Source organism: Lewinella sp. IMCC34183 (genome assembly GCF_003390915.1).
Classification (GTDB): domain Bacteria; phylum Bacteroidota; class Bacteroidia; order Chitinophagales; family Saprospiraceae; genus Neolewinella.
The window spans coordinates 221,668-240,347 of sequence record NZ_QMEM01000005.1 but is presented as its reverse complement, the minus strand read 5'-3'; the positions used below and the strand labels follow the sequence as shown (position 1 = coordinate 240,347).

Sequence of the window (18,680 nt, the reverse complement as noted above, 5' to 3'; positions counted from 1 at the left end):
GTTATGGGGAGGAAAAGATAGCTTTGCTAGCACGCTTGGCGCAGAAGACGTGCCTTTTTTACACAAACACTAGTTGATATGAATAGCAATCACCTCCGCGGAATACTCCTGCTGCTGGCTCTGGTGAGCAGCGCGCTCGGTCTGGCGCAACAGCTGGTCACGGGCACGGTCACCGGCGACGACGGCATGGCCCTCATCGGGGTCAGTGTCCGGATCGAAGGCACCGGCACCGGCACCGTCACCGACGTAGACGGTACTTACAGCCTCACTACCCAGGAGGGTAACACCCTGATTTACAGCTATACCGGTTACGGAACGGTGAGCCGGGAAGTAGGCACCCAGACGGTCATCGACGTGGAACTGCAGGCCGGGGCCCAGCTCGACGAAGTCGTCGTCACCGCCCTCGGCATCAGCCGGGAAACGAAGGCCCTCGGCTACTCCGTGGAGCAACTGGACGGCAACGAGATCGTCCGTACCGAACAGAATAACCTGATCAACAGCCTCCAGGGCCAGGTGGCCGGCGTGCAGATCACCAGCGCGGGCGGCGGGCCCGGTCAGGCCTCCCGCATCATCATCCGGGGCGTGAACTCCCTCGATCCGGGAGCCAACAACGAACCCTTGTTCGTCATCGACGGGGTGCCCATCAGCAACGAGACCCTCACGGTCGGCGGCGGCAGCGAGCGGGCGGTATCCAACCGCATCGCCGACCTTAACCCCCAGGACATCGCCAGCATGTCGATCCTGAAGGGCGGGCCCGCCACCGCGCTCTACGGCCTGCGGGCCGCCAACGGTGCCGTGATCATCACCACCAAGCGGGGGCAGGCCGGCGGGCTGGCCGTAAACTTCACTTCGACCTACGGCACGGAGGAAGTCAATAAGTTTCCAGAGGTACAACGGGTCTACACCCGCGGATTTGGTGGGGTCTACGACGCCAATAGTTTCTGGCCCAGCTGGGGACCTACCGTAGAGGAGGCCCAGGCCATCGACCCCACCCACCCCGATGAGTTGTTCAATAACTACGAGAACGCCTTCCGGCAGGGAAACCAGTGGCGGAACACCATCAGCGTCAGCGGCGGCAACGAAAAGGCTACCTTCCGCACCTCCGTCAGCCGCCTCGAGCACGAGGGCGTGCTGCCCTTCAGTACCTACGACAACACCAGCGTTCGCATCAATGCCAACTACGTCGCCAACGAAAAATTCAGCTTCGGCGGCGGACTCAACTACGTGCGCAGCGGCGGTAACCGGGTCAACCCCGACCGCTTCAGCACCCGCCTGACCTACTGGGCGCCGGCCCAGGACGTCAACGACTACATCCGCGAGGACGGCTCTATGATCGGCTACCGCTTTGATGGTACTTCCGGCAACAACCCCATCTACGGCGAGGCGACCAATAAATTCATCGACGACGTAGACCGCTACATCGGCAACCTCAACTTTACCTACTCGCCCTTCCCGTCGGTGACCTTCAACTATACGCTGGGACTGGACCAGTACAGCGACTTCCGCCAGAACTACGGACGGGGATCCGTCTACGACGGAGCGCCGAACTTCGAGGATAACTTGCCCAGCGGCTTCAATGGGTTCGTCAACGAAACCCGGATCCGCAGCCGCGACCTCACCTCCAACATCAACGGCATCTTCAGCAAGGACATCGCGCCAGCCTTCAACCTCCGCTTCCTGGCGGGCTTCGACGTCTTCGACTCCAACTACGATCGGGTGACCACCAGCGGCCTGGGGCTGTCGATCTACGACCTGTACAGCCTCAACAACGTCAGCGAGGTCCAGACGTCCAGTAACATCACCAACCGCCGCCTGCTGGGCCTCTACGGAGACCTGTCGCTGGCCTACCTCAACTCGATCTACCTCACCGTGACGGGGCGCAACGACTGGTCGAGCACCCTGCCGGTGGCCAACCGCTCCTTCTTCTACCCCTCGGTAAGCCTGGGCGTCGTATTTGACGAACTGGTCGACCTGCCCGACTTTATCAGTTTCCTCAAGCTGCGCGGCAGTTACGCAGGGATCGGTAAGGACACCGACCCCTACCGCCTCAGCGTAGTGTACGGAAGCATCCCCGGCTTCCCCGTGAACGGCGTGACCGGCTGGACCCGCGGCAACCTGCAGGGCGCCCCGGACCTCAAGCCCGAGCGGACGAATACCCTTGAGTTCGGAACGAACGTGCGCTTCTTCCAGAACCGCCTGGCGGTCGACTTCACTTATTACAACGCAAAGAGTATCGACCAGATCATCCCGGTCCCATCATCGCCGGCTACCGGATTCACCAGCTTCGTACTCAATGCCGGTTCCATGCGCAACGAGGGCGTGGAGCTTTCCCTTAAGGGCAGTCCGGTAGCCACCGAGGACCTCCTCTGGGATATTACGCTCAACTACACCAAGAACCGCAACGAGGTACTGGAGATCTACCAGGGCGTAGAGGATATCCTGGTCTCCGATCATTACGGCTACGCCAACGCCACGGCCAGCATCCGCCTGATCGAGGGGCAGCCGTACGGCAACATCTACGGACAGAGCTACGCCCGCTTCGGCGCCGACGACGATGACCTCTTCATCGACTACAACCAACCGCTGCTCATCGGCGACGACGGCTTCCCGGTGATCGAGAGCTCCCAAAAGATCCTCGGGAATACCCAGCCCGACTGGTTCGGCGCACTCATCAACAGCGTCACCTACAAGGGGGTCAACGTTTCCTTTCAGTTCGATACCCGGCAGGGCGTACAGAAGTACAACCAGCAGGGCAACTTCTTCGCCGCCTTCGGTACCGCCCCCTACACCCTCAACCGCAACGAGACCATCGTTTTCGACGGCGTCACCGCCGACGGGGAGCGGAATACGAAGGCCGTCTTCCTCGGCCAGGGCGAAGGCCCGGACGGCGTGAACTACGGCAACGGCTACTACCGTAACATATACCGCGGCTCCACCGAGAACTTCGTGGAGGATGCCGACTGGATCCGCCTGCGCAACGTGAGCCTCAGCTACCAGCTGCCGGACGCGCTGCTGCAGAATGTCTTTATCGACAACGTAAGCCTGCGGGTCACCGGCACCAACCTCTGGCTCAAGACCCCCTACAGCGGCTTCGACCCGGAGGGTAACCGGGGCGTTGGCAACGGCGACGACGGCTTCGGCGGCTTTACCTACCCGGCCGTCCGCAGCGTACTGTTCACCCTCAACCTTGGATTCTAATCCCCGCAGCCATGACACGTTCCTTTCTTTCCTGTTTATCAATCTTCGTCCTGCTGCTCACCACCGGTTGCGGGGCCGACTACCTGGACGTCAACGACAACCCCAACGTAGCCACCCGGCCCCCGATCGACGGGCTCATGGCCGGCTCCTCCCTGGAAACGGCCACCAACCTGCAGGAAATCAGCAACGGCCACGCCGCCTACTTCGTCCAGTACCTGGCCAGCCCCAACATTCGGAGCTCGACGGATACCTACGACCGCGTAACGAATGGCGGAGCCTGGGGCTCGCTCTACAACACGATGACCGACATCTACGACCTCATCCGCTTCGCCGAAGAGGAGGGGCTGACCCGCCACGTGGCCATCGGCAAGATCCTTATGGCGATCAACCTGGGGCAGGTCGTCGACAACTGGGGCAACGCCCCCTATTCCAACGCCTTCACGGGGGAAACACTGCGGCCCCGGTACGACAGCGCGGAGGACCTCTACCAGACCATCTTTACCCTGCTCACGGAGGCCATCGATCTGCTGCCCGCCGCCGCGGATGCCCCGGAGATCGGGTCGGGCAGCGATTTCATCTACGACGGCGACCTCGAGCGGTGGACCCGCGCGGCCTATTCCCTGCGCGCCCGCTACCTCAACCACCTGAGCGAAACCGGGCAGTACGACGCCCAGGCCGTACTCGCCGCCGTCGATAACGGATTTACCAGCCCCGACGACGATGCCGCCGCTACCGCCTTCGTCAACCGCAATCCGTGGGCGCAGGTGGCCGTGGCCAACGCCGGCCTGGTGCTCGGCGGCTGGCTCTCCGAACAGTTCATCGATGCCACCAATGGGGTGACCTATCCCACCTTCGACCCCCGGCTGCCGCTGATTACCAACATGACGGTGGACAGCGCCTACGTGGGTACGCCCAACGGCGCCGGCCGGCAGGGCAACGGAGCGGAAACCACGGAGGCGTACCTGATCCCGACGAGCATTGTCTCTTCCGACAACAGCCCCCTGTACATCATCACCTACGCGGAACTGAAGTTTATCGAAGCGGAAGCCGCGCTCGCGAGCGGGGACCAGGAGCGGGCCAACGCGGCCTTCCGGGCGGGCGTACGGGCCAGCTTCACGCAGTTTGAGCTCGGTGAGGAGGATGCCGACGCCTACCTCGGTGAGGCCTACGGCGACGGTGACATCGACCGCGACGACATCTTCCGGGAAAAGTACGTGGCCCTCTTCCTCAACCCCGAAACCTGGGTCGACGCCCGCCGCTACGACTACGGCTACGCCGACTTCACCCTTCCCCAGGGCGCCGCGCTGTCCGAGTTCCCCCGCCGGTTGCTGTACCCCAGCACCGAGACCAACCGGAACGCGGAAAACGTGCCGGACGTTACCATGCTCGACGCGATTTTCTGGGACGAATAGGTGAGAGCGGGTAGCCTGCAGCGCAGGATTCTGCTGGCTGCCCGCTCTTCCCGGAAAACATATGCTACCGATTTCGGCTTAGGTCAGCAAATACAACCCATGAACATCACCCTTTCCGAAGCCGAACAGATCGTAGCCGCCGCCAAACAGAAGGCCGCGGACATCAACACCAAAATGGACATCTGCGTCGTCGACTCCGGGGCGAACCTGGTCGCCTTCGCCCGCATGGACGGCGCGTGGATCGGCTCGGTAGACATTGCCATCAAGAAGGCCCGTACCGCCGCCTGGTTCATGATGGACACCAAGTCCCTCAGCCCCCTCGTACAACCCGGCGAAAGCCTCTTCCAGATCGAAGCCAGCAACGGCGGGCTCATCACCTTCCCCGGAGGCGTGGCCCTGAAGCGCGACGGCGAGGTGATCGGTGCCATCGGCGTGTCCGGCAGCACCGTGGAGGACGACCATACGGTGGCTACGGCCGGCGCTAGCGTGCTTTAGGAAGGAACACGCTTGGGTCGGAATCCTGAATGGGCTATATTGGGAAAAACCGCGCGATGCAGTATACCTTGATCATGCTGGCCTTCCTGGTGAGCTGTCCCTTGTTCGCTCAGGAGTATGGTCCGCGTGCGGAAGTGCGTCCACTGATCATCTCCGGAACGGTGACGCTGCCCGATAGCCTGCTCGCGGGCTCGACCGTCGGCCTGGCATTTCGGCCCTGGATCACCAATACCCACGAAGAGCAGCAGGCGACCATTCTCGACGACGGTTCTTTCGTGTTTACCACCGAAGAAAATACGATCCGCGAGTACACCCTGATTGTGGGACGCTACTGGCTTCCTTTTCTGGCCCGCCCAGGGGAAACAACCGCTTTACAGGTAGTTGAGGACGGCGGAAAACCCCGGCTACGCGCCGAGGCGGGCACCTTCGCCGCCCAGGGAATCGCCGTGGCTAGCCTGCTCGATAATTACGATACCTTCCGGGGCTTAGGCTACCCGCAACCGGGTGAAAACCCTGGGCCCTTCCTGCGAGCCGTCGCACCCCGGGAAGCACTGCTAACCTACCGGCTAGATAGTCTACGGCAAGCGGATAGGATAACGGATAAGCACGTGCTGGAGTGGGGAAGCCAGTACATCGCCTACCGCCTGAAGCACGACGTAAATTTACTTCCCCTCATGCTATACGGGCCCGGCACAGCCGAACGGGACAGTGCGTCTGCCATTGAGCGCTTCCCCGACCGGCCCCCGCGGCTGGAAGAAGGGGAGGTCTACTCCAATGCCTACCTGGACTACGTAGCCGATGAGCAACTAAAGCTGTCGCTACAAACCAAAGGAAGGTCAGCTACGGTGCCCAAGTCGGAGCGCTACGCCTACGTTTTTCAGTTGCGTGACTCCATCCTGGCCACCACTCCGCACGCGCTGACGCGGGCCTACTGGCAATCCCTGAACCTGGAATCGTACCTTCAACGGGCGCGGGCGGGCGATGTGGTCGTAACCGTGGGGGAAGCTTTCCTACCCGTACTGGATTATCCGCTACTAGCCCGGCCCCTCGCCGATCGTCTGCGCCTGCTCACGGATCCCCCCACCGCCGTGGTCCGCGAGCAGGAGGTCTTTGCGTTACCGGACAGCAGCAGCTCCCTCTTTGCATCACTACTGGAACGGCACGCCGGCAAGGTCCTGATCATCGACCTGTGGGCGACCTGGTGCGGACCGTGCAAGGTGCAGTTTCGCGATGTCTATCCCAACCTGACGCAGAAGTATTCAAAGGAAGAAGTGGCTTTCGTTTTCGCCTCCATCGACGATAGTGAAGCCATCTGGGCGGACTATATCTCCCAGCTTCCGTTCCAGGCCGAACACTTGCTATTGAACAACGTACAGCGGGAGGTTCTCGGCCGCGAGTACGAGGTGACGGGGTATCCGTATCATTTGGTCTTCACGCCGGACGGCCGGTTGAGCTTTTCCGGACACCTATTCGAACCCGAGGCATTTGCGGAAGCCATCACCACGGCCCGGGAGAAATAGGCTGGCCTACCGCCACCCACCCCCCAGCGCCTCGTAGAGATTTACGATGGCCTGCAGCCGGTTGTTGCGGGCCGTGACGATATCGAGGCGGGAATTCAGGGCGTTCTCCCGGGCGCGGAGTACTTCCAGGTAATTGGCGTAACCGTTGGCCAACAACTCTTCCGAGTAGGAGGTGGCCAGCTCGTAGGCGTCGTACTCCTGCTGCTTGACCCCGATCTTCTGCTCGGCCGCGGCGTAGCTGTACAGCGCGTCCGATACTTCCTTGCCCGCGGTGAGCACCGCCGACCGGAAGTCGAGCTTCGCCTGCTCCTGCTGCAGCTCCGATACCGCGTAGGCGGTCCGAATGCGCCGTCCGTTTACCAGCGGCCGCGCCGCGCCGCTCACCAGGGTAGCAAAGAAGGAGGCGGGGCTGAACAGGTCGGCAAAGGTGAGGCTCTGCAGGCCCGCCTGCACCGAGAAGGTGAGGGACGGGTAGAAGTCGGCCCGGGCCACGTTCGTCAGCTCGAACGCATTCACGAGCGCGTACTCGGCCGCGATGACGTCCGGCCGGTTGGCCAGCAGCTGGGCCGGTACGCCAGTAGCCAGGGTGCTGGTCACCCGCTGGTCGGCCAGGTCGGAGCGGGGGAAATCGCGGGGATCGCTGCCCAGTAGGATAGCCAGGGTGTTTTCCAACAGGCGGGTGCTCTCCGTCAGGTCGATCAGGATGGCCTCGGCGGTGTAGATCTGCGCCTCCGTCTGCTTCACGGCCACCTCCGTTACGTTGCCCGCGTCCTTCAGCGCGCGGGTGGTTTCGAGGCTATTGCGGCGGTTGGCGATCGTCTCTTCCGCGACCCGCCGCTGCTCGTCCAGGGCCAGCAGGTCGTAATAGGTCGAGGCGATGTTGGCGATCAGGCGGCTCTTGACGGCGGTGTGCGCGGCCACCGACTGAAGGTACTGCGCCCGCTGCGCCCGCTGGGCACTCGAGATCTTATCCCAGATGTCCGCCTCCCACGAGGCCGTGGCGCTGATCTGGTACTGGTTGAGGGTACTGAAGAGGCCACCGAACTGGCTGTTCTTCGACAGCTGGGAGCGGGAGTACTGCATGATACCGTCCACGGTGGGCCGGTTGCGTACGTCGGCCTGCAGCAGGTAGGCCTGGGCGATGTCGATTTGCCGCAGCGCCACCCGGATATCGATGTTGTTCCGCAGCCCCTCCCGGATGTAGTCCTGCAGGTAGGGGTCGGTGAAGAGTTCGTCCCAGCTGACGAGGGCCAGCGACAGGCTGTCGTTGCTGAGGCTGTCCGAACGGAAATGGTCGGAGGTCACCACCTCCTCCGCCGGCCGCGCGTATTCGCGGGCGGAATAGCAGGAGGCCAGCAGCAGGGGCAGGCACAGCAGCGGGTAGTGGATCGGGCGCGGAAAAGTCATAGACCTAGGATTCTTCGGGGGGTGCGGGAGCGGCGGGCGAGGCGGCGGCGGGGGCCGCGGGTGCGGGGGAAGTCGCGGGCACCCGGGGGGCACCGGTTATCTTCTCCTGCAGCCACTGGAAAAAGACGAACAGAATGGGAATGACGAATACACCGATCACGGTGCCGATGAGCAGGCCGCCGACCGCGCCGGTGCCGATGGAGCGGTTACCGGCGGCGCCCACGCCACTGGCGAGTACGAGCGGCATGAGGCCCAGGATAAAGGCGAAGGAGGTCATCAGGATGGGCCGCAACCGCGACTCCGCCCCCTCGATCGCCGCATCGATGATCGGTTCGCCCTGCCGGCGCCGTTGCAGCGCAAATTCAACGATCAGGATCGCGTTCTTCGCGAGCAGTCCCACCAGCATGATGAGCGCGATCTGGAAGTAGATGTTGTTCTGCAGCCCCGCCAGGGAGGTGGTCAGGTAGGCGCCGAGTACCCCCAGCGGCAGGGAGAGCAGTACGGAGAAGGGGATCAGGTAACTCTCGTACTGGGCCGCCAGCAGGAAGTAGACGAACACCAGCGAAAGCAGGAAGATGGTCGTCGTCTGATCGCCGGCGTTCACTTCCTCGCGGGTCAGGCCCGAGTAGGCGGTGAAGTAGTTGTTGGGCAGGGATTCGGCGACCTCCTCCACGGCGGCAATGACGTCGCCGGAGCTGTAGCCCGGGTTGGAGGCAGCCGTGATCTTGGCCGAGTTGAAGAGGTTGAAACGCGAGACGAACTGCGGTCCGTAGGTCCGTTCCAGGGAAACGAACTCCGTGATCGGGGTCATCTCGCCGCTGCCGGTGCGGACGAATATCTTGTCCAGGTCCGAAACGTCGGCCCGGTCCTCCGGCAGCGACTGCACATACACCCGGTACTGTTTGCCGAAGCGGGAGAAATCGGTGGCGAAGACGCTGCCGATGTACCCCTGCAGGGTGCCGAAGATGCTGCTGATGGGTACGCCCATTTCCTTGGCCAGCGGCGCGTTGATGTCGAGCTGGTACTGGGGGTAGACCGTATTGAACGACGACTGGGCGTAGCGGATCTCCGGCCGCTCCGTAAGGCGGGCCGTGAACTCCTGATTCACCTGGTCGAGCTCGGCGAAACTGCCGCCGGAGCGGTCCAGCAGGTTGACCTCGGCACCCGCGGCGGCCCCGAAGCCGGGAATGCTCGGCGGGGCGAAAAAGACGATGCTGGCTTCCGGGATCTGCGCCGCCGCGGCAAACATTTTGGCCGTGATGGATTCCAGCGACATCGAATCCGCGCCCCGCTCGTCCCAATCGTTGAGCCGGATAAAACCGAGGCCGTAGTTGCTGCCCGCACCGCCCAGGAAGCTGCGCCCCTCGACCAGGGTACCCATCTCTATGCCCGGGATGGCCGCGAGCTTATCGTAGAGCTGCAGGTTGACCTGGTGGGTGCGGTCGATCGACGCTCCGGCCGGCAGCTCGACGTTAACAAAGACGATGCCCCGGTCCTCATCCGGCACGAAGCCCGTACGCAGGTTACCGGCGGACCACCAGATACCCGCTACGGCCAGCACCAGCAGCAAGACGGTAATCCAGGCGTGGCGGTACAGGAAGCCCACCGAGCGGCCGTAGCGGCGCGTGGTGGCGGCGAAGCCCCGGTTAAAGGATGCAAAAAAGCGCTTGCCCAGCCCCTTGCGTTTTCCTTCGGTCTCGGGTGCGTGGGGCCGCAGCAGCAGGGCACACAGCGCCGGGCTAAGCGTGAGCGCGTTGACCGCGGAGATGATGATCGCCACGATGAGCGTGATACCGAACTGCTGGTAGAATACCCCGGTGGGCCCCTGAATGAAGGTAACCGGAATGAATACCGCCGCCATGACCAGGGTGATCGAGATGATCGCGCCGGAGATTTCGTGCATGGCCGTCAGGGTAGCCCGGCGGGGATTGTCCTCTCCCGCATCGAGCTTGGCGTGCACCGCCTCCACGACCACGATGGCGTCGTCCACGACGATACCGATGGCGAGTACGAGCGCGAACAGGGTCAGCAGGTTGATCGAGTAGCCGAAGAGGTTGAGGAAGAAGAAAGTACCTACGATCGACACCGGCACCGCGATGGCAGGGATAAGGGTCGAACGGAAATCCTGCAGGAAGATGAAGACGACGATAAACACCAGAATGAAGGCCTCGATCAGGGTGTGGACCACCTTTTCGATGGAGGCGTTCAGGAAGTTGTTAGTGTTGTAGGGTACGAAGATGTCGATCCCTTCGGGCAGGGTAGTGCGGATGTTGTCCAGGGTTTCCTCGATGTCGACGATGATGTCGCGGGCGTTGGTGCCTTGGATCTGGTAGATACCCATACTCACGGCCGGGTTCTTGGCCGTGTAGGAGCTGCCGCTGTAGGACTGCGCGCCTAGCTCCACCTCGGCCACGTCGCCGAGCCTCAGGTAATCGCCTTCCCCAAGTGCCTTGATGATGATGTTGCGGTATTGCTCCTCGGTGTTGAAGCGGCCGCTGTACTTGATGGTGTAGTTGAAGGCCTCCCCGGCGTTGTCGCCCAGCGATCCGGCGGCGGCTTCCAGGCTCTGCTCGCGCAGGGCGGCGGTGACGTCGCTGGGGATGAGGTTGTAGGCGGCCAGCTTGTCGGGCAACAACCAGATCCGCATGGCGTAGTCGCGCTGCCCGAAGAGGTTCACGTCGCCGACCCCGTCGACCCGCTGCATCTCGGGGATGACGTTGATCTTCAGGTAGTTCTGGATGAAGATGTCGTCGTAGTCCGGGTTGGTACTGAAAAAGGAAATAAACATCAGCGCGCTCGTCTGCTGCTTCGTGACGGTCACGCCGGTCTGCAGTACGGCCTGCGGCAACAGGGGGTTGGCCCGGGCTACCCGGTTCTGTACGTTGACGGCGGCAATGTCCTGGTCCACCCCCTGGTCGAAGTAGACGGTGATGGAGGCCGACCCGCTGTTGGTGGCCGTGGAGGTGAGGTAGGTCATGCCCTCCACACCGTTGATTTGCTCCTCCAGGGGGATAATGACGCTCTCCAGGATGGTTTCCGCGTTGGCGCCCGGATAGGTGGCGTTCACCGATATGGTGGGCGGCGCGATGTCCGGATACTGGGTGATGGGCAGCTGCGACAGCCCCAGGAAGCCCAGGATCAGGATGATGATGGAGATCACCGTAGACAATACCGGTCGGTCAATAAATAACTGGAGCATAGCGGAGGGTTGGGGCGGGGCGGCGGAAGGATCAGCGGAAAACGGTGGGCACGGGTCGGGCGATACTGTCGAAGGGCATCTCCGTCGCGGCTACGCGGGTCCCCCCGGTGAGCTGCCCCAGGCCGCTGGCCACGATGCGGTCGCCCGCCGTCAGGCCGGACTCCACCACGAAAAGGTTGCCCACTTCCGAAGCGATCGCCAGGGGAGTGGCATCCAGGGTAGAGTCGGTATTGATCCGGTAGACAAAGGTGGTGCCCTGCCGGTCGAAGGTGGCCGTTTTGGGCACGACAACCGCCGAGTCTACCGTCCGGGGTACCCGTACGCTGGCGCTGTTGCCGTCGTTCAGGAGGCGGGCGGGGTTGTCAAAGACGGCACGAATCTGTACGGAGCCCGTCTGTGCGTTCACCTGCGAGATGACGGCTTCGATGGTGCCGGGCTGCTGGTAGATGGTCCCGTTGCTGAGCACGAGTTCCACCTCCGGCAGGTTGGCCAGCTTCTCTTCCTTGGTTTCGCCCTCGGTACTCTGCATGTAGTTGAGGTACTGCCGCTCGTTGACGGAAAAATAGGCGTACACCTTGCTGATGTCGGAGACCGTGGTAAGCGGCTCGGCGCTGGTGGGGCTGACGAGTGCGCCCGTCCGCTGCGCGATGCGGCCGAGGTAGCCGTCGATGGGGCTGGTGATGCGGCCGTAGTTGATGTTGGAGTTGATGGCGTCCAGGCCGCTCTGGGCCTGCTGCAGGCGGGCGCGGGCGGTTTCGAGCTGCACCTCACTGATGATGTTCTTGTCGACCAGTGGCTTGAGCTTGTCGACTTCTACCTGAGCGGCATTGACGTTGGCGCGGGCGGCGGCGGCGTCTTGGTTGAGCGTCTGCGTCTCGAGGCGGAACAGCAGCTGGCCCCGGCGCACCCGCTCACCATCGTCCACGAGCACGTCGGTGATGTACCCCGCGATCTTGGCCCGCACTTCGCTGGTTACGATGCCCGTGATGCGGGCCGGGTAGTCGGTAAAGGTGGTAACCGTACGCTGGGGCACCGTGATGACCGAAACCCGGGTCGGGCCGGTGGCTGCGGCGGGGGCCTCCGGTTCGCTGCCACACGACAGCAGGATGAGGGGAAGGGAGAGGAGGGAAAGAAGCTGGGTAAATAGTTTCATAGTGGCTGGGGCTGCGTGGCGCCGCAAACTGGGGGCGGGCGAAGGGCTGGGGTAGGGGGCCACGGACGTGCGTAGTGCCGGGGCTACCGATGGGGGGGGAACAAAGTGACAAAAAGTAAAGTTGGTGCGGAAACCGGTTTAAACCGCCTTATCGCATAGTTACGGTCTTTTTGACACTATCCTGTAAAACTAGGTCGCCGGCTTCCGGATTTACCCTTGATGCGGTAGCTTGGTGCATGGCCAGATTTCCGATCCTCTTCCTCCTCGCGATTTTTCTTTGCACCTGCGCGCCGCCGCAACGCAATTCCGGCCCGCGGGCCGCGCGCTACGCATACGATGTTGAGGCCCGGATCGCCGACCTGGGCATTACCCTCGAGGCCCCCGGAGCCCCCATCGCCAATTACGTCAACGTGGTCCGCTCCGGCAACCTTCTGTTTCTCGCCGGCAAGGGCCCCCGTACCCCCGACGGCGCCGTGCTGACCGGCAAACTCGGTGCCGGTACCACCGCAGACGAGGGCTACGCCGCCGCCCGCAACGTCGGGATCACCCAGCTGGGCGTGTTGCAGGCCGAGCTCGGCGACCTCAACCGCGTCGTGCGCATCGTGAAGGTGCTCGGCATGGTCAACGCGACGCCCGACTTTACCGACCACCCGGAAGTGATCAACGGGTTTTCGGATCTCATGGTGGAGGTCTTTGGTGACCGCGGCAAGCACGCCCGCGCCGCCGTGGGCATGGGCTCGCTGCCCCGGGGGATGGTGTGCGAGATCGAACTGGTGGTGGAGGTGGAATGAGGGGTGGGGGCGGTCCTATTCGCGGGCTAGCACCGTAAGCTGTTCGCTGTGGATTTTCAGGGTTTCGCCGGAGAGCTGGAGCACGTAGGTGCCCGTGGGGAGGGCGTCGGCCAGGGGAATCTTCAGCCGTTCCCCTCCCGTGCCGTGAACCTCGTCGACCAGGAGCCTGCGGCCCGCAGCGTCGAAGATTTCCACCCGCAGCGTACCCTCCTGTACGCCGGCGCCGAGGGTGATTCCCACTTGGTCGGCCGGACTGGGATTGGGGGAGATGGCGAAGGACGCTTCGGCCCCTCCCGGGAAGGTCACTCCCACCAGTTCGGAGTAGGTAAAGGTACCCGTGAGGTCGACGGACTTAAGCCGGTACAGGGAGCGGCCCGCGGGGGGCGCAGGATCTTCGAGCCGGTAGGACAGGGGTTCACCGGGGGTGGAGGTCCCCGCTGCGGCGGATCGGCCCACCGCGGTGAACCGGCGGCCGTCGGAGGTGCGCTCGACCACGAAGTAAGCAGTTCCGACCTCATTCACGGTCGTCCACCGCAGGGTCACTCCTCCCGCTTCTTGCGCGGCGGTAAAGGAGATCAGGGTAAGGGGCAGGGCGGGGGCGCCCTGGAAGGAGGCTTCGGAGCTGCCGGAGCCGATACCCCCCTGGTACTGGGCGGATAGTCGGGCGGTAAGGCCACTTACGAGGATACAGCAAAGGAGAAGGATGGATTTCATTCCTGGATTTAGTTTAGCGGGTAAGGGGAAGGATGATGGGGGCGGGGGAACTTACAGGCCGCGTACGCCACGGAACTGCAGCCAGGAATAGCGGGTCTTGTACGTTACCCAGCTGTCGGGCTGCGACAGGCTGCGGTCGGCCGTACGGAGATAGTCGCTGCCGCCTTCGCTGTAGCCGCCCCGTAGGCCGATACCCTGTATCGAAACCGGCCAGGAGGTGACGTCGGAGGCGCCGGTTACGGTGAGGGTGCCATCGCCGTGCACGTTGGCGAACGACCGGCCGGCGGCGGCGCCGATAGCGATGACGCCCTCCAGTTGGTTGCCGGACAGCTCCATATTGCCGTAGTAGCCGGCACCGCTGGTGATCCGAGTAGCGTTAGGCAGGTCTGAGAAAATACCGCAGCGGTAGGGGCCGCGGCCGGTTCCCAGGTTTATTATGCTGGAGGCCCAGGCGGCGTTCCCGGCATTCGGGTTGTGCAGCAGCTCCAGGGCGTCGATCCGCTCGTGTTTCGACTTGCCGTTTCTGGCCCGCAACAGGTGGCGCACGACGCTGGCGTTGCCCCAAGCGAATTCGCCGGCTACGGGATAATTGGGGCCCCGGCTGGCCTTCTCGTACTCCATCTCCGTCATCGGGCGCAGGGCCGCCCAGTCCAGGTAGGCCAGCATATCGTAGATGGAGGCATAGCTCATCGGGATGTGGGGCGCGCCGGTGCTGGCCTCCTTGCCGTTCCGGGCCTTCCAGGCGATGTCGTTGCGGAAGATCTCCCGGTCGCCGTTCTTACCGTTCTTGCCGGTGACGTCGTGTTGGATCTTCTGCTCGTCCGTGAGGGTATTGAAGAAGTCGACGTACTGCTGCTGCGAGAGTTCGTACTTCATCAGGTAGAAAGCCTCGTACGCGGTGGGGAATGCCGCCGGTACTGGCCCGCGCTGGTCCGATGTACCGTAGACCTCGTCATCGTAGTACAGCATGCCGTCGCCGGTACCTACGGGGATGGCCCCGCCGTCGGTGACTTCCAGCGGAAGCTGCTCCCTTACGGTGCGGGCCCGCCAGCCGAACCACGTCCATTCGTAGTCGGTCCGCGTTGCCCCGGGCGTATAAAACCGGTTTTGCTCCGTTCCTTCCTCGTTGCCGCCCAGCCAGTAGCTGCCGGCGGGAACGTACACCATTTCGATGGCGAACAGCTTCAGTTCGACGTTGCTTACCCTGGTCACGCCGCTGGCGGCGTAGTCCCACAGCAGCGTGAGGTTGCGGTAGTCTGCGGTGCCCTGGTGGTCGCCGGCGGCGTAGACCATGGCGCCGTTGCCGTCCATCACTTCCACCACGGCCCCGTCCGGTACCCGCGCGGGGCGGACGAGCTTCACGTGTTGCCAGGGACGGTCGGGGCCGGTGCGGAACTTTCCGAAGACCCAGGTGGCATCCCAATTATTTGGGGCGGAAGCCGTACGCCAGGAGTGTTCCCAGTGCAGGTCGAAGCTGACCGAGACGTAGTCCGCATCATTATCGGTCGTCACGGAGATATTGCTTACCGCCACGTCGTTGGCCGATAACAGCCTTGCGACCACGAGAAGAAAAAGGAGCAGGTAAAATTTATTCATGAGATGAATGTGGTGTTTCCGCAGCTACGCAGGTACGACGGTTGCCCTGCGCCCGGTGAGGGCAGGGGGGGTAACCGATCGGAATGGGGGTGAGGTACCGCCCGTGAGAGGCTCATCCTTTACCAGGAAAGCCGGCGGGCGTAGCTAACTGAAATTGTGTGAAGTGTCTAAAAAGTAAAAGCAAAAGGGCATTGTGATGACCACCAAAAGATGGGGCACCGGTAAAGCAGGGCATGGCCCTCTGTACATAAACGTGGGCCACACATATTATTTTTCCTTAACGGTTGTATCTACATCATTTAATTCTTTTTCCGATCCGGCCCCGTCAGTAGCATGGCCTCTGCGTGGAGTATCGGGAGGTGCAGGCGGGTGAGCAGCGCGCGGTAGGCTGCCTGTGCTGCGCGGGCTTTTTCCGGCGTCGCATAGGTGGTACCGGTGTATACCGCCAGCCGGCCGCTCCCGAGCGGATCCCGCAGGCAGCTGACGGACAGCGCTGCCTGTCCGCGGAGCCCGGCGGCCGTTAGCCGGGCAACGCGCTGGCGGGCGGCGGCGGGGGTGAGCAGCGCGTCTACAATCACGTAGGTCGGCTGATTGCGGGGCACGTAGGGGCAGGCCGGGTCGGGGTCCGCGGGTGCGGGGTCCTCGGGTGGGGCGGTGGCCGGTGGTTCGGCGGCGGAGCGGCCAATGGATACCCCCGCCGGACTGTGGAAGCGGGGATCGCTGAAGGGGTCCGGTACCACTGGGCCGTAATTGTCTTCGTAAACCAGCAACACCAGCAGGCCCACGACCGCCAGGAGCAGCCCGATATTGAGGTAGCGCCGCCGGTTCTGTCGGCGTTCGGCGGGGGTGGCGCCGTAGACCGGCGCGCGTTCCATTTCCGCCAGCATACTCTGGTGCTTTCCGTAGCGGCCCAGGTAGTTGTTGAAGACGTGGCGGGGGCGGGGCAGCTGCCGCAGCGCCAGGCGGCCGCGGCCGTCGACGACGATCAGGCCGACCCCGTTCTTGCGGCACTGCCGGAGCAGGGTACGGTATTCTTCCGGGCGCACGAAGGTGTCGTCGCCCACCGCGATCCAGCTTTCGTTGGCCGGGTAGCGCCCCAGCTGCTCGATGGCTGAGATCGACCGGGCAAAGCGCAGCCGCAGGGTAGTGACCAGGGCCGTAAGGGCCACCGAGCCGAGCAGAAAGAGCGTCAGCAGCAGCAGCGTGTTTAGGGCGTTGAAGTACCACTGGTAGCCCAGTGCCGCGGACAGCCCTACGATGAGCAGGAGGCTGAGTAACCTACCCGTCCACTCGGCGCGGCCGGGGTTGGTCTTGAGGCGCAGCTGGTGAATGGTCGTGCGGCTCTTGGCCTCCACCACGACCACGTACGGCCGGTTGCGGGCCCGCATGAAGGACAGGAGCACGTCCGCCCGCTTCAGCCGCGTATATACCTCGGTGCTCACGTACGCCGACCGCCGGCGGTAGTGCCGGTCGTTCAGCCGGTCGGCGACCGCCTGCTGAATGAAGCGTTCGGTAAGTGCGTCTGCCATGGCGCGAAGGTAGAATTAAATAAATTGTTTAATAAGTTGAATTATGCAAACAAAATAACTATACTTGCCCTGTGGAACGTGCTGCCAATCGCAGCCGATGTTAGTTAAAACGTACGCCAGCGCCGTGCAGGGCGTGGACGCGCAATCCATTATCGTAGAAGTAAACGCCGGAGGACAGCTCCCCGAAAATGCCCCGTGGTACAACGTGATCGGTCTGCCCGACAACGCCATCCGCGAGGGGAGTTACCGGGTAGAAACCGCCATCCGCAACAGCGGGTTTCGTAACGTCCGCGTCCGGACGGTCATCAACCTCGCTCCTGCCGATGTCCGTAAGGAGGGCGCCGCCTATGATTTTCCTATCGCCGTGGCCTACCTCCGGGCTACCGGTCAGTTGCCGCCGGACGCCGGCGAAGACCTGCTCATCATGGGTGAGCTGTCCCTGGGCGGCGAACTGCGGCCGATCAAGGGGGCCCTGCCGATGGCCATCAAGGCGCGGCAGCTCGGGTACCGGGGCATGCTGCTTCCCCGGGAGAACGCCCGTGAGGCGGCGATCGTCGACGGTATTGCCGTGTACGGCGTCCATACCCTCGGGGAGGCCGCCGCCTTCCTCCGCGGAGACGACGAGCTGTCTCCCGTCGAGGTGAATACCCGGGAGGAGTTCTACCGCGACCGGATGGCCTTTGACGTGGATTTCGCCGACGTGCGGGGGCAGGAAACCATCAAGCGAGCCCTCACCATTGCCGCGGCGGGTGGTCACAACGTGATCCTCATCGGCCCGCCCGGGGCCGGCAAGACCATGCTGGCGCGCCGGCTGCCCACCATCCTGCCGCCGATATCCCTGCGCGAGGCCCTCGAAACCACCAAGATCCACTCCGTGGCCGGGGTGCTGCCCGAGCGTGCGGCGCTCATCACCCGTCGGCCCTTCCGGTCGCCCCACCATACCATCAGCGACGTGGCGCTCGTGGGGGGCGGCAGCTTTCCGTGCCCGGGAGAGATCAGTCTGGCCCACAACGGCGTATTGTTTCTGGATGAGTTACCGGAATTCAAGCGGAGTGCCCTGGAGGTTATGCGGCAACCCATGGAGGAGCGGCGGATCGTCATCAGCCGGGCACGCATTACGGTGGAATTTCCCTCGGCCTTCATGCTCATCGCCAGTATGAATCCGTGTCCCTGCGGCTACTTCAACCATCCGGACAAGGAATGTGCCTGTCCGCCGGGTACCGTCAAGCGGTACCTGAACCGTATCAGCGGCCCCCTGCTCGACCGCATCGACCTGCACGTGGAGGTGACGCCCGTCCCCCTGGAGCGCCTCACCGCTCCGGATGCGCGGCCGGAAGAAAACAGCGCCACGATCGCCGCCCGCGTGCGGGCGGCGCGGGAACTACAGGAGCGGCGCCTGGAGGGGCACGCCGGCATCTACTGTAATGCCCAGCTGCCCAGCCGCCTGGTGCGGGAGCACTGCCGCCTGGATTCCGCCGGGCGGCAGCTCCTGAAGACCGCTATGGATCGTTTGCAACTGAGCGCCCGGGCCTACGACCGTATCCTCAAGGTGGCCCGCACCGTGGCCGACCTCGAGGGGGCGGCCGCAATAGCCACCCACCACCTGGCGGAGGCCATTAACTTCCGGAGTCTCGACCGGGGCAGCTGGGGCGACCGGCGGTAAGAC

12 protein-coding genes are annotated in these 18,680 nt (G+C 63.4%); 6 read left to right on the top strand and 6 right to left on the bottom strand.

From position 1 onward, the window contains the following. The first annotated feature begins 78 nt into the window (after positions 1–78). From DQG19_RS12825 to DQG19_RS12810, 4 genes are all read left to right on the top strand, one after another. Entirely contained in the window at positions 79–3,198 is a 3,120-nt protein-coding gene (locus DQG19_RS12825) for a SusC/RagA family TonB-linked outer membrane protein (protein WP_116126660.1), read from the top strand. 11 nt (positions 3,199–3,209) lie between these two features. Beyond that, a complete protein-coding gene (locus DQG19_RS12820; RefSeq protein WP_116126659.1) occupies positions 3,210–4,610 on the top strand; it encodes a SusD/RagB family nutrient-binding outer membrane lipoprotein in 1,401 nt (466 codons plus the stop codon). 99 nt (positions 4,611–4,709) lie between these two features. Next, a complete protein-coding gene (locus DQG19_RS12815; RefSeq protein ID WP_116126658.1) occupies positions 4,710–5,105 on the top strand; it encodes a GlcG/HbpS family heme-binding protein in 396 nt (131 codons plus the stop codon). Between the two features lie 56 nt (positions 5,106–5,161). Then, positions 5,162–6,625 (top strand): TlpA family protein disulfide reductase, encoded by a 1,464-nt coding sequence (locus DQG19_RS12810; protein ID WP_157974487.1) that lies wholly within the window; start codon positions 5,162–5,164, stop codon positions 6,623–6,625. 6 nt (positions 6,626–6,631) lie between these two features. Here the strand turns inward: DQG19_RS12810 and DQG19_RS12805 are convergent, their stop codons facing one another. From DQG19_RS12805 to DQG19_RS12795, 3 genes are read right to left on the bottom strand one after another with little or no spacing between them, the layout of a single operon-like run. Next, positions 6,632–8,032: an efflux transporter outer membrane subunit gene (locus DQG19_RS12805; protein ID WP_116126656.1), complete on the bottom strand. Its 1,401-nt coding sequence runs from the start codon at positions 8,030–8,032 to the stop codon at positions 6,632–6,634. Positions 8,033–8,036: 4 nt separating this feature from the next. Next, positions 8,037–11,231, bottom strand: coding sequence for an efflux RND transporter permease subunit (locus DQG19_RS12800; protein ID WP_116126655.1), 3,195 nt, complete (start codon positions 11,229–11,231; stop codon positions 8,037–8,039). Between the two features lie 31 nt (positions 11,232–11,262). Beyond that, positions 11,263–12,384 carry an efflux RND transporter periplasmic adaptor subunit gene (locus DQG19_RS12795; protein ID WP_116126654.1) on the bottom strand — a complete coding sequence of 374 codons (1,122 nt, stop codon included), beginning with the start codon at positions 12,382–12,384 and terminating at the stop codon, positions 11,263–11,265. A 236-nt stretch (positions 12,385–12,620) separates the two neighbouring features. Here DQG19_RS12795 and DQG19_RS12790 point away from each other — a divergent pair, with 236 nt between their 5' ends. After that, positions 12,621–13,175, top strand: coding sequence for a RidA family protein (locus DQG19_RS12790; RefSeq protein ID WP_116126653.1), 555 nt, complete (start codon positions 12,621–12,623; stop codon positions 13,173–13,175). A gap of 15 nt (positions 13,176–13,190) precedes the next feature. Here DQG19_RS12790 and DQG19_RS12785 read toward each other — a convergent pair whose 3' ends face one another. The 3 genes from DQG19_RS12785 to DQG19_RS12775 form a co-directional block, all read right to left on the bottom strand. Continuing rightward, a complete protein-coding gene (locus tag DQG19_RS12785) occupies positions 13,191–13,889 on the bottom strand; it encodes a T9SS type A sorting domain-containing protein (RefSeq protein ID WP_116126652.1) in 699 nt (232 codons plus the stop codon). Positions 13,890–13,940: 51 nt separating this feature from the next. Further along, entirely contained in the window at positions 13,941–15,485 is a 1,545-nt protein-coding gene (locus DQG19_RS12780) for an SUMF1/EgtB/PvdO family nonheme iron enzyme (RefSeq protein ID WP_116126651.1), read from the bottom strand. A gap of 299 nt (positions 15,486–15,784) precedes the next feature. Beyond that, complete coding sequence (locus DQG19_RS12775) at positions 15,785–17,014, bottom strand: hypothetical protein (RefSeq protein WP_116126650.1); 1,230 nt, start codon at positions 17,012–17,014, stop codon at positions 15,785–15,787. Between the two features lie 97 nt (positions 17,015–17,111). On the opposite strand from DQG19_RS12775, the gene DQG19_RS12770 reads away from it, so the two are divergent. Beyond that, positions 17,112–18,677, top strand: a complete 1,566-nt coding sequence (locus DQG19_RS12770) for a YifB family Mg chelatase-like AAA ATPase (RefSeq protein WP_116126649.1) — start codon at positions 17,112–17,114, stop codon at positions 18,675–18,677. Positions 18,678–18,680: the final 3 nt, after the last annotated feature.

Excerpts from the sequence above, each read along its gene's own strand:
- DQG19_RS12780 (WP_116126651.1), bottom strand. The coding sequence starts at position 15,485 with ATGAATAAATTTTACCTGCTCCTTTTTCTTCTCGTGGTCGCAAGGCTG.
- DQG19_RS12810 (WP_157974487.1), top strand. The coding sequence starts at position 5,162 with ATGCAGTATACCTTGATCATGCTGGCCTTCCTGGTGAGCTGTCCCTTG.
- DQG19_RS12775 (WP_116126650.1), bottom strand. The coding sequence starts at position 17,014 with ATGGCAGACGCACTTACCGAACGCTTCATTCAGCAGGCGGTCGCCGAC.
- DQG19_RS12815 (WP_116126658.1), top strand. The coding sequence starts at position 4,710 with ATGAACATCACCCTTTCCGAAGCCGAACAGATCGTAGCCGCCGCCAAA.
- DQG19_RS12820 (WP_116126659.1), top strand. The coding sequence starts at position 3,210 with ATGACACGTTCCTTTCTTTCCTGTTTATCAATCTTCGTCCTGCTGCTC.
- DQG19_RS12795 (WP_116126654.1), bottom strand. The coding sequence starts at position 12,384 with ATGAAACTATTTACCCAGCTTCTTTCCCTCCTCTCCCTTCCCCTCATC.
- DQG19_RS12825 (WP_116126660.1), top strand. The coding sequence starts at position 79 with ATGAATAGCAATCACCTCCGCGGAATACTCCTGCTGCTGGCTCTGGTG.
- DQG19_RS12770 (WP_116126649.1), top strand. The coding sequence starts at position 17,112 with ATGTTAGTTAAAACGTACGCCAGCGCCGTGCAGGGCGTGGACGCGCAA.
- DQG19_RS12800 (WP_116126655.1), bottom strand. The coding sequence starts at position 11,231 with ATGCTCCAGTTATTTATTGACCGACCGGTATTGTCTACGGTGATCTCC.
- DQG19_RS12785 (WP_116126652.1), bottom strand. The coding sequence starts at position 13,889 with ATGAAATCCATCCTTCTCCTTTGCTGTATCCTCGTAAGTGGCCTTACC.
- DQG19_RS12805 (WP_116126656.1), bottom strand. The coding sequence starts at position 8,032 with ATGACTTTTCCGCGCCCGATCCACTACCCGCTGCTGTGCCTGCCCCTG.
- DQG19_RS12790 (WP_116126653.1), top strand. The coding sequence starts at position 12,621 with ATGGCCAGATTTCCGATCCTCTTCCTCCTCGCGATTTTTCTTTGCACC.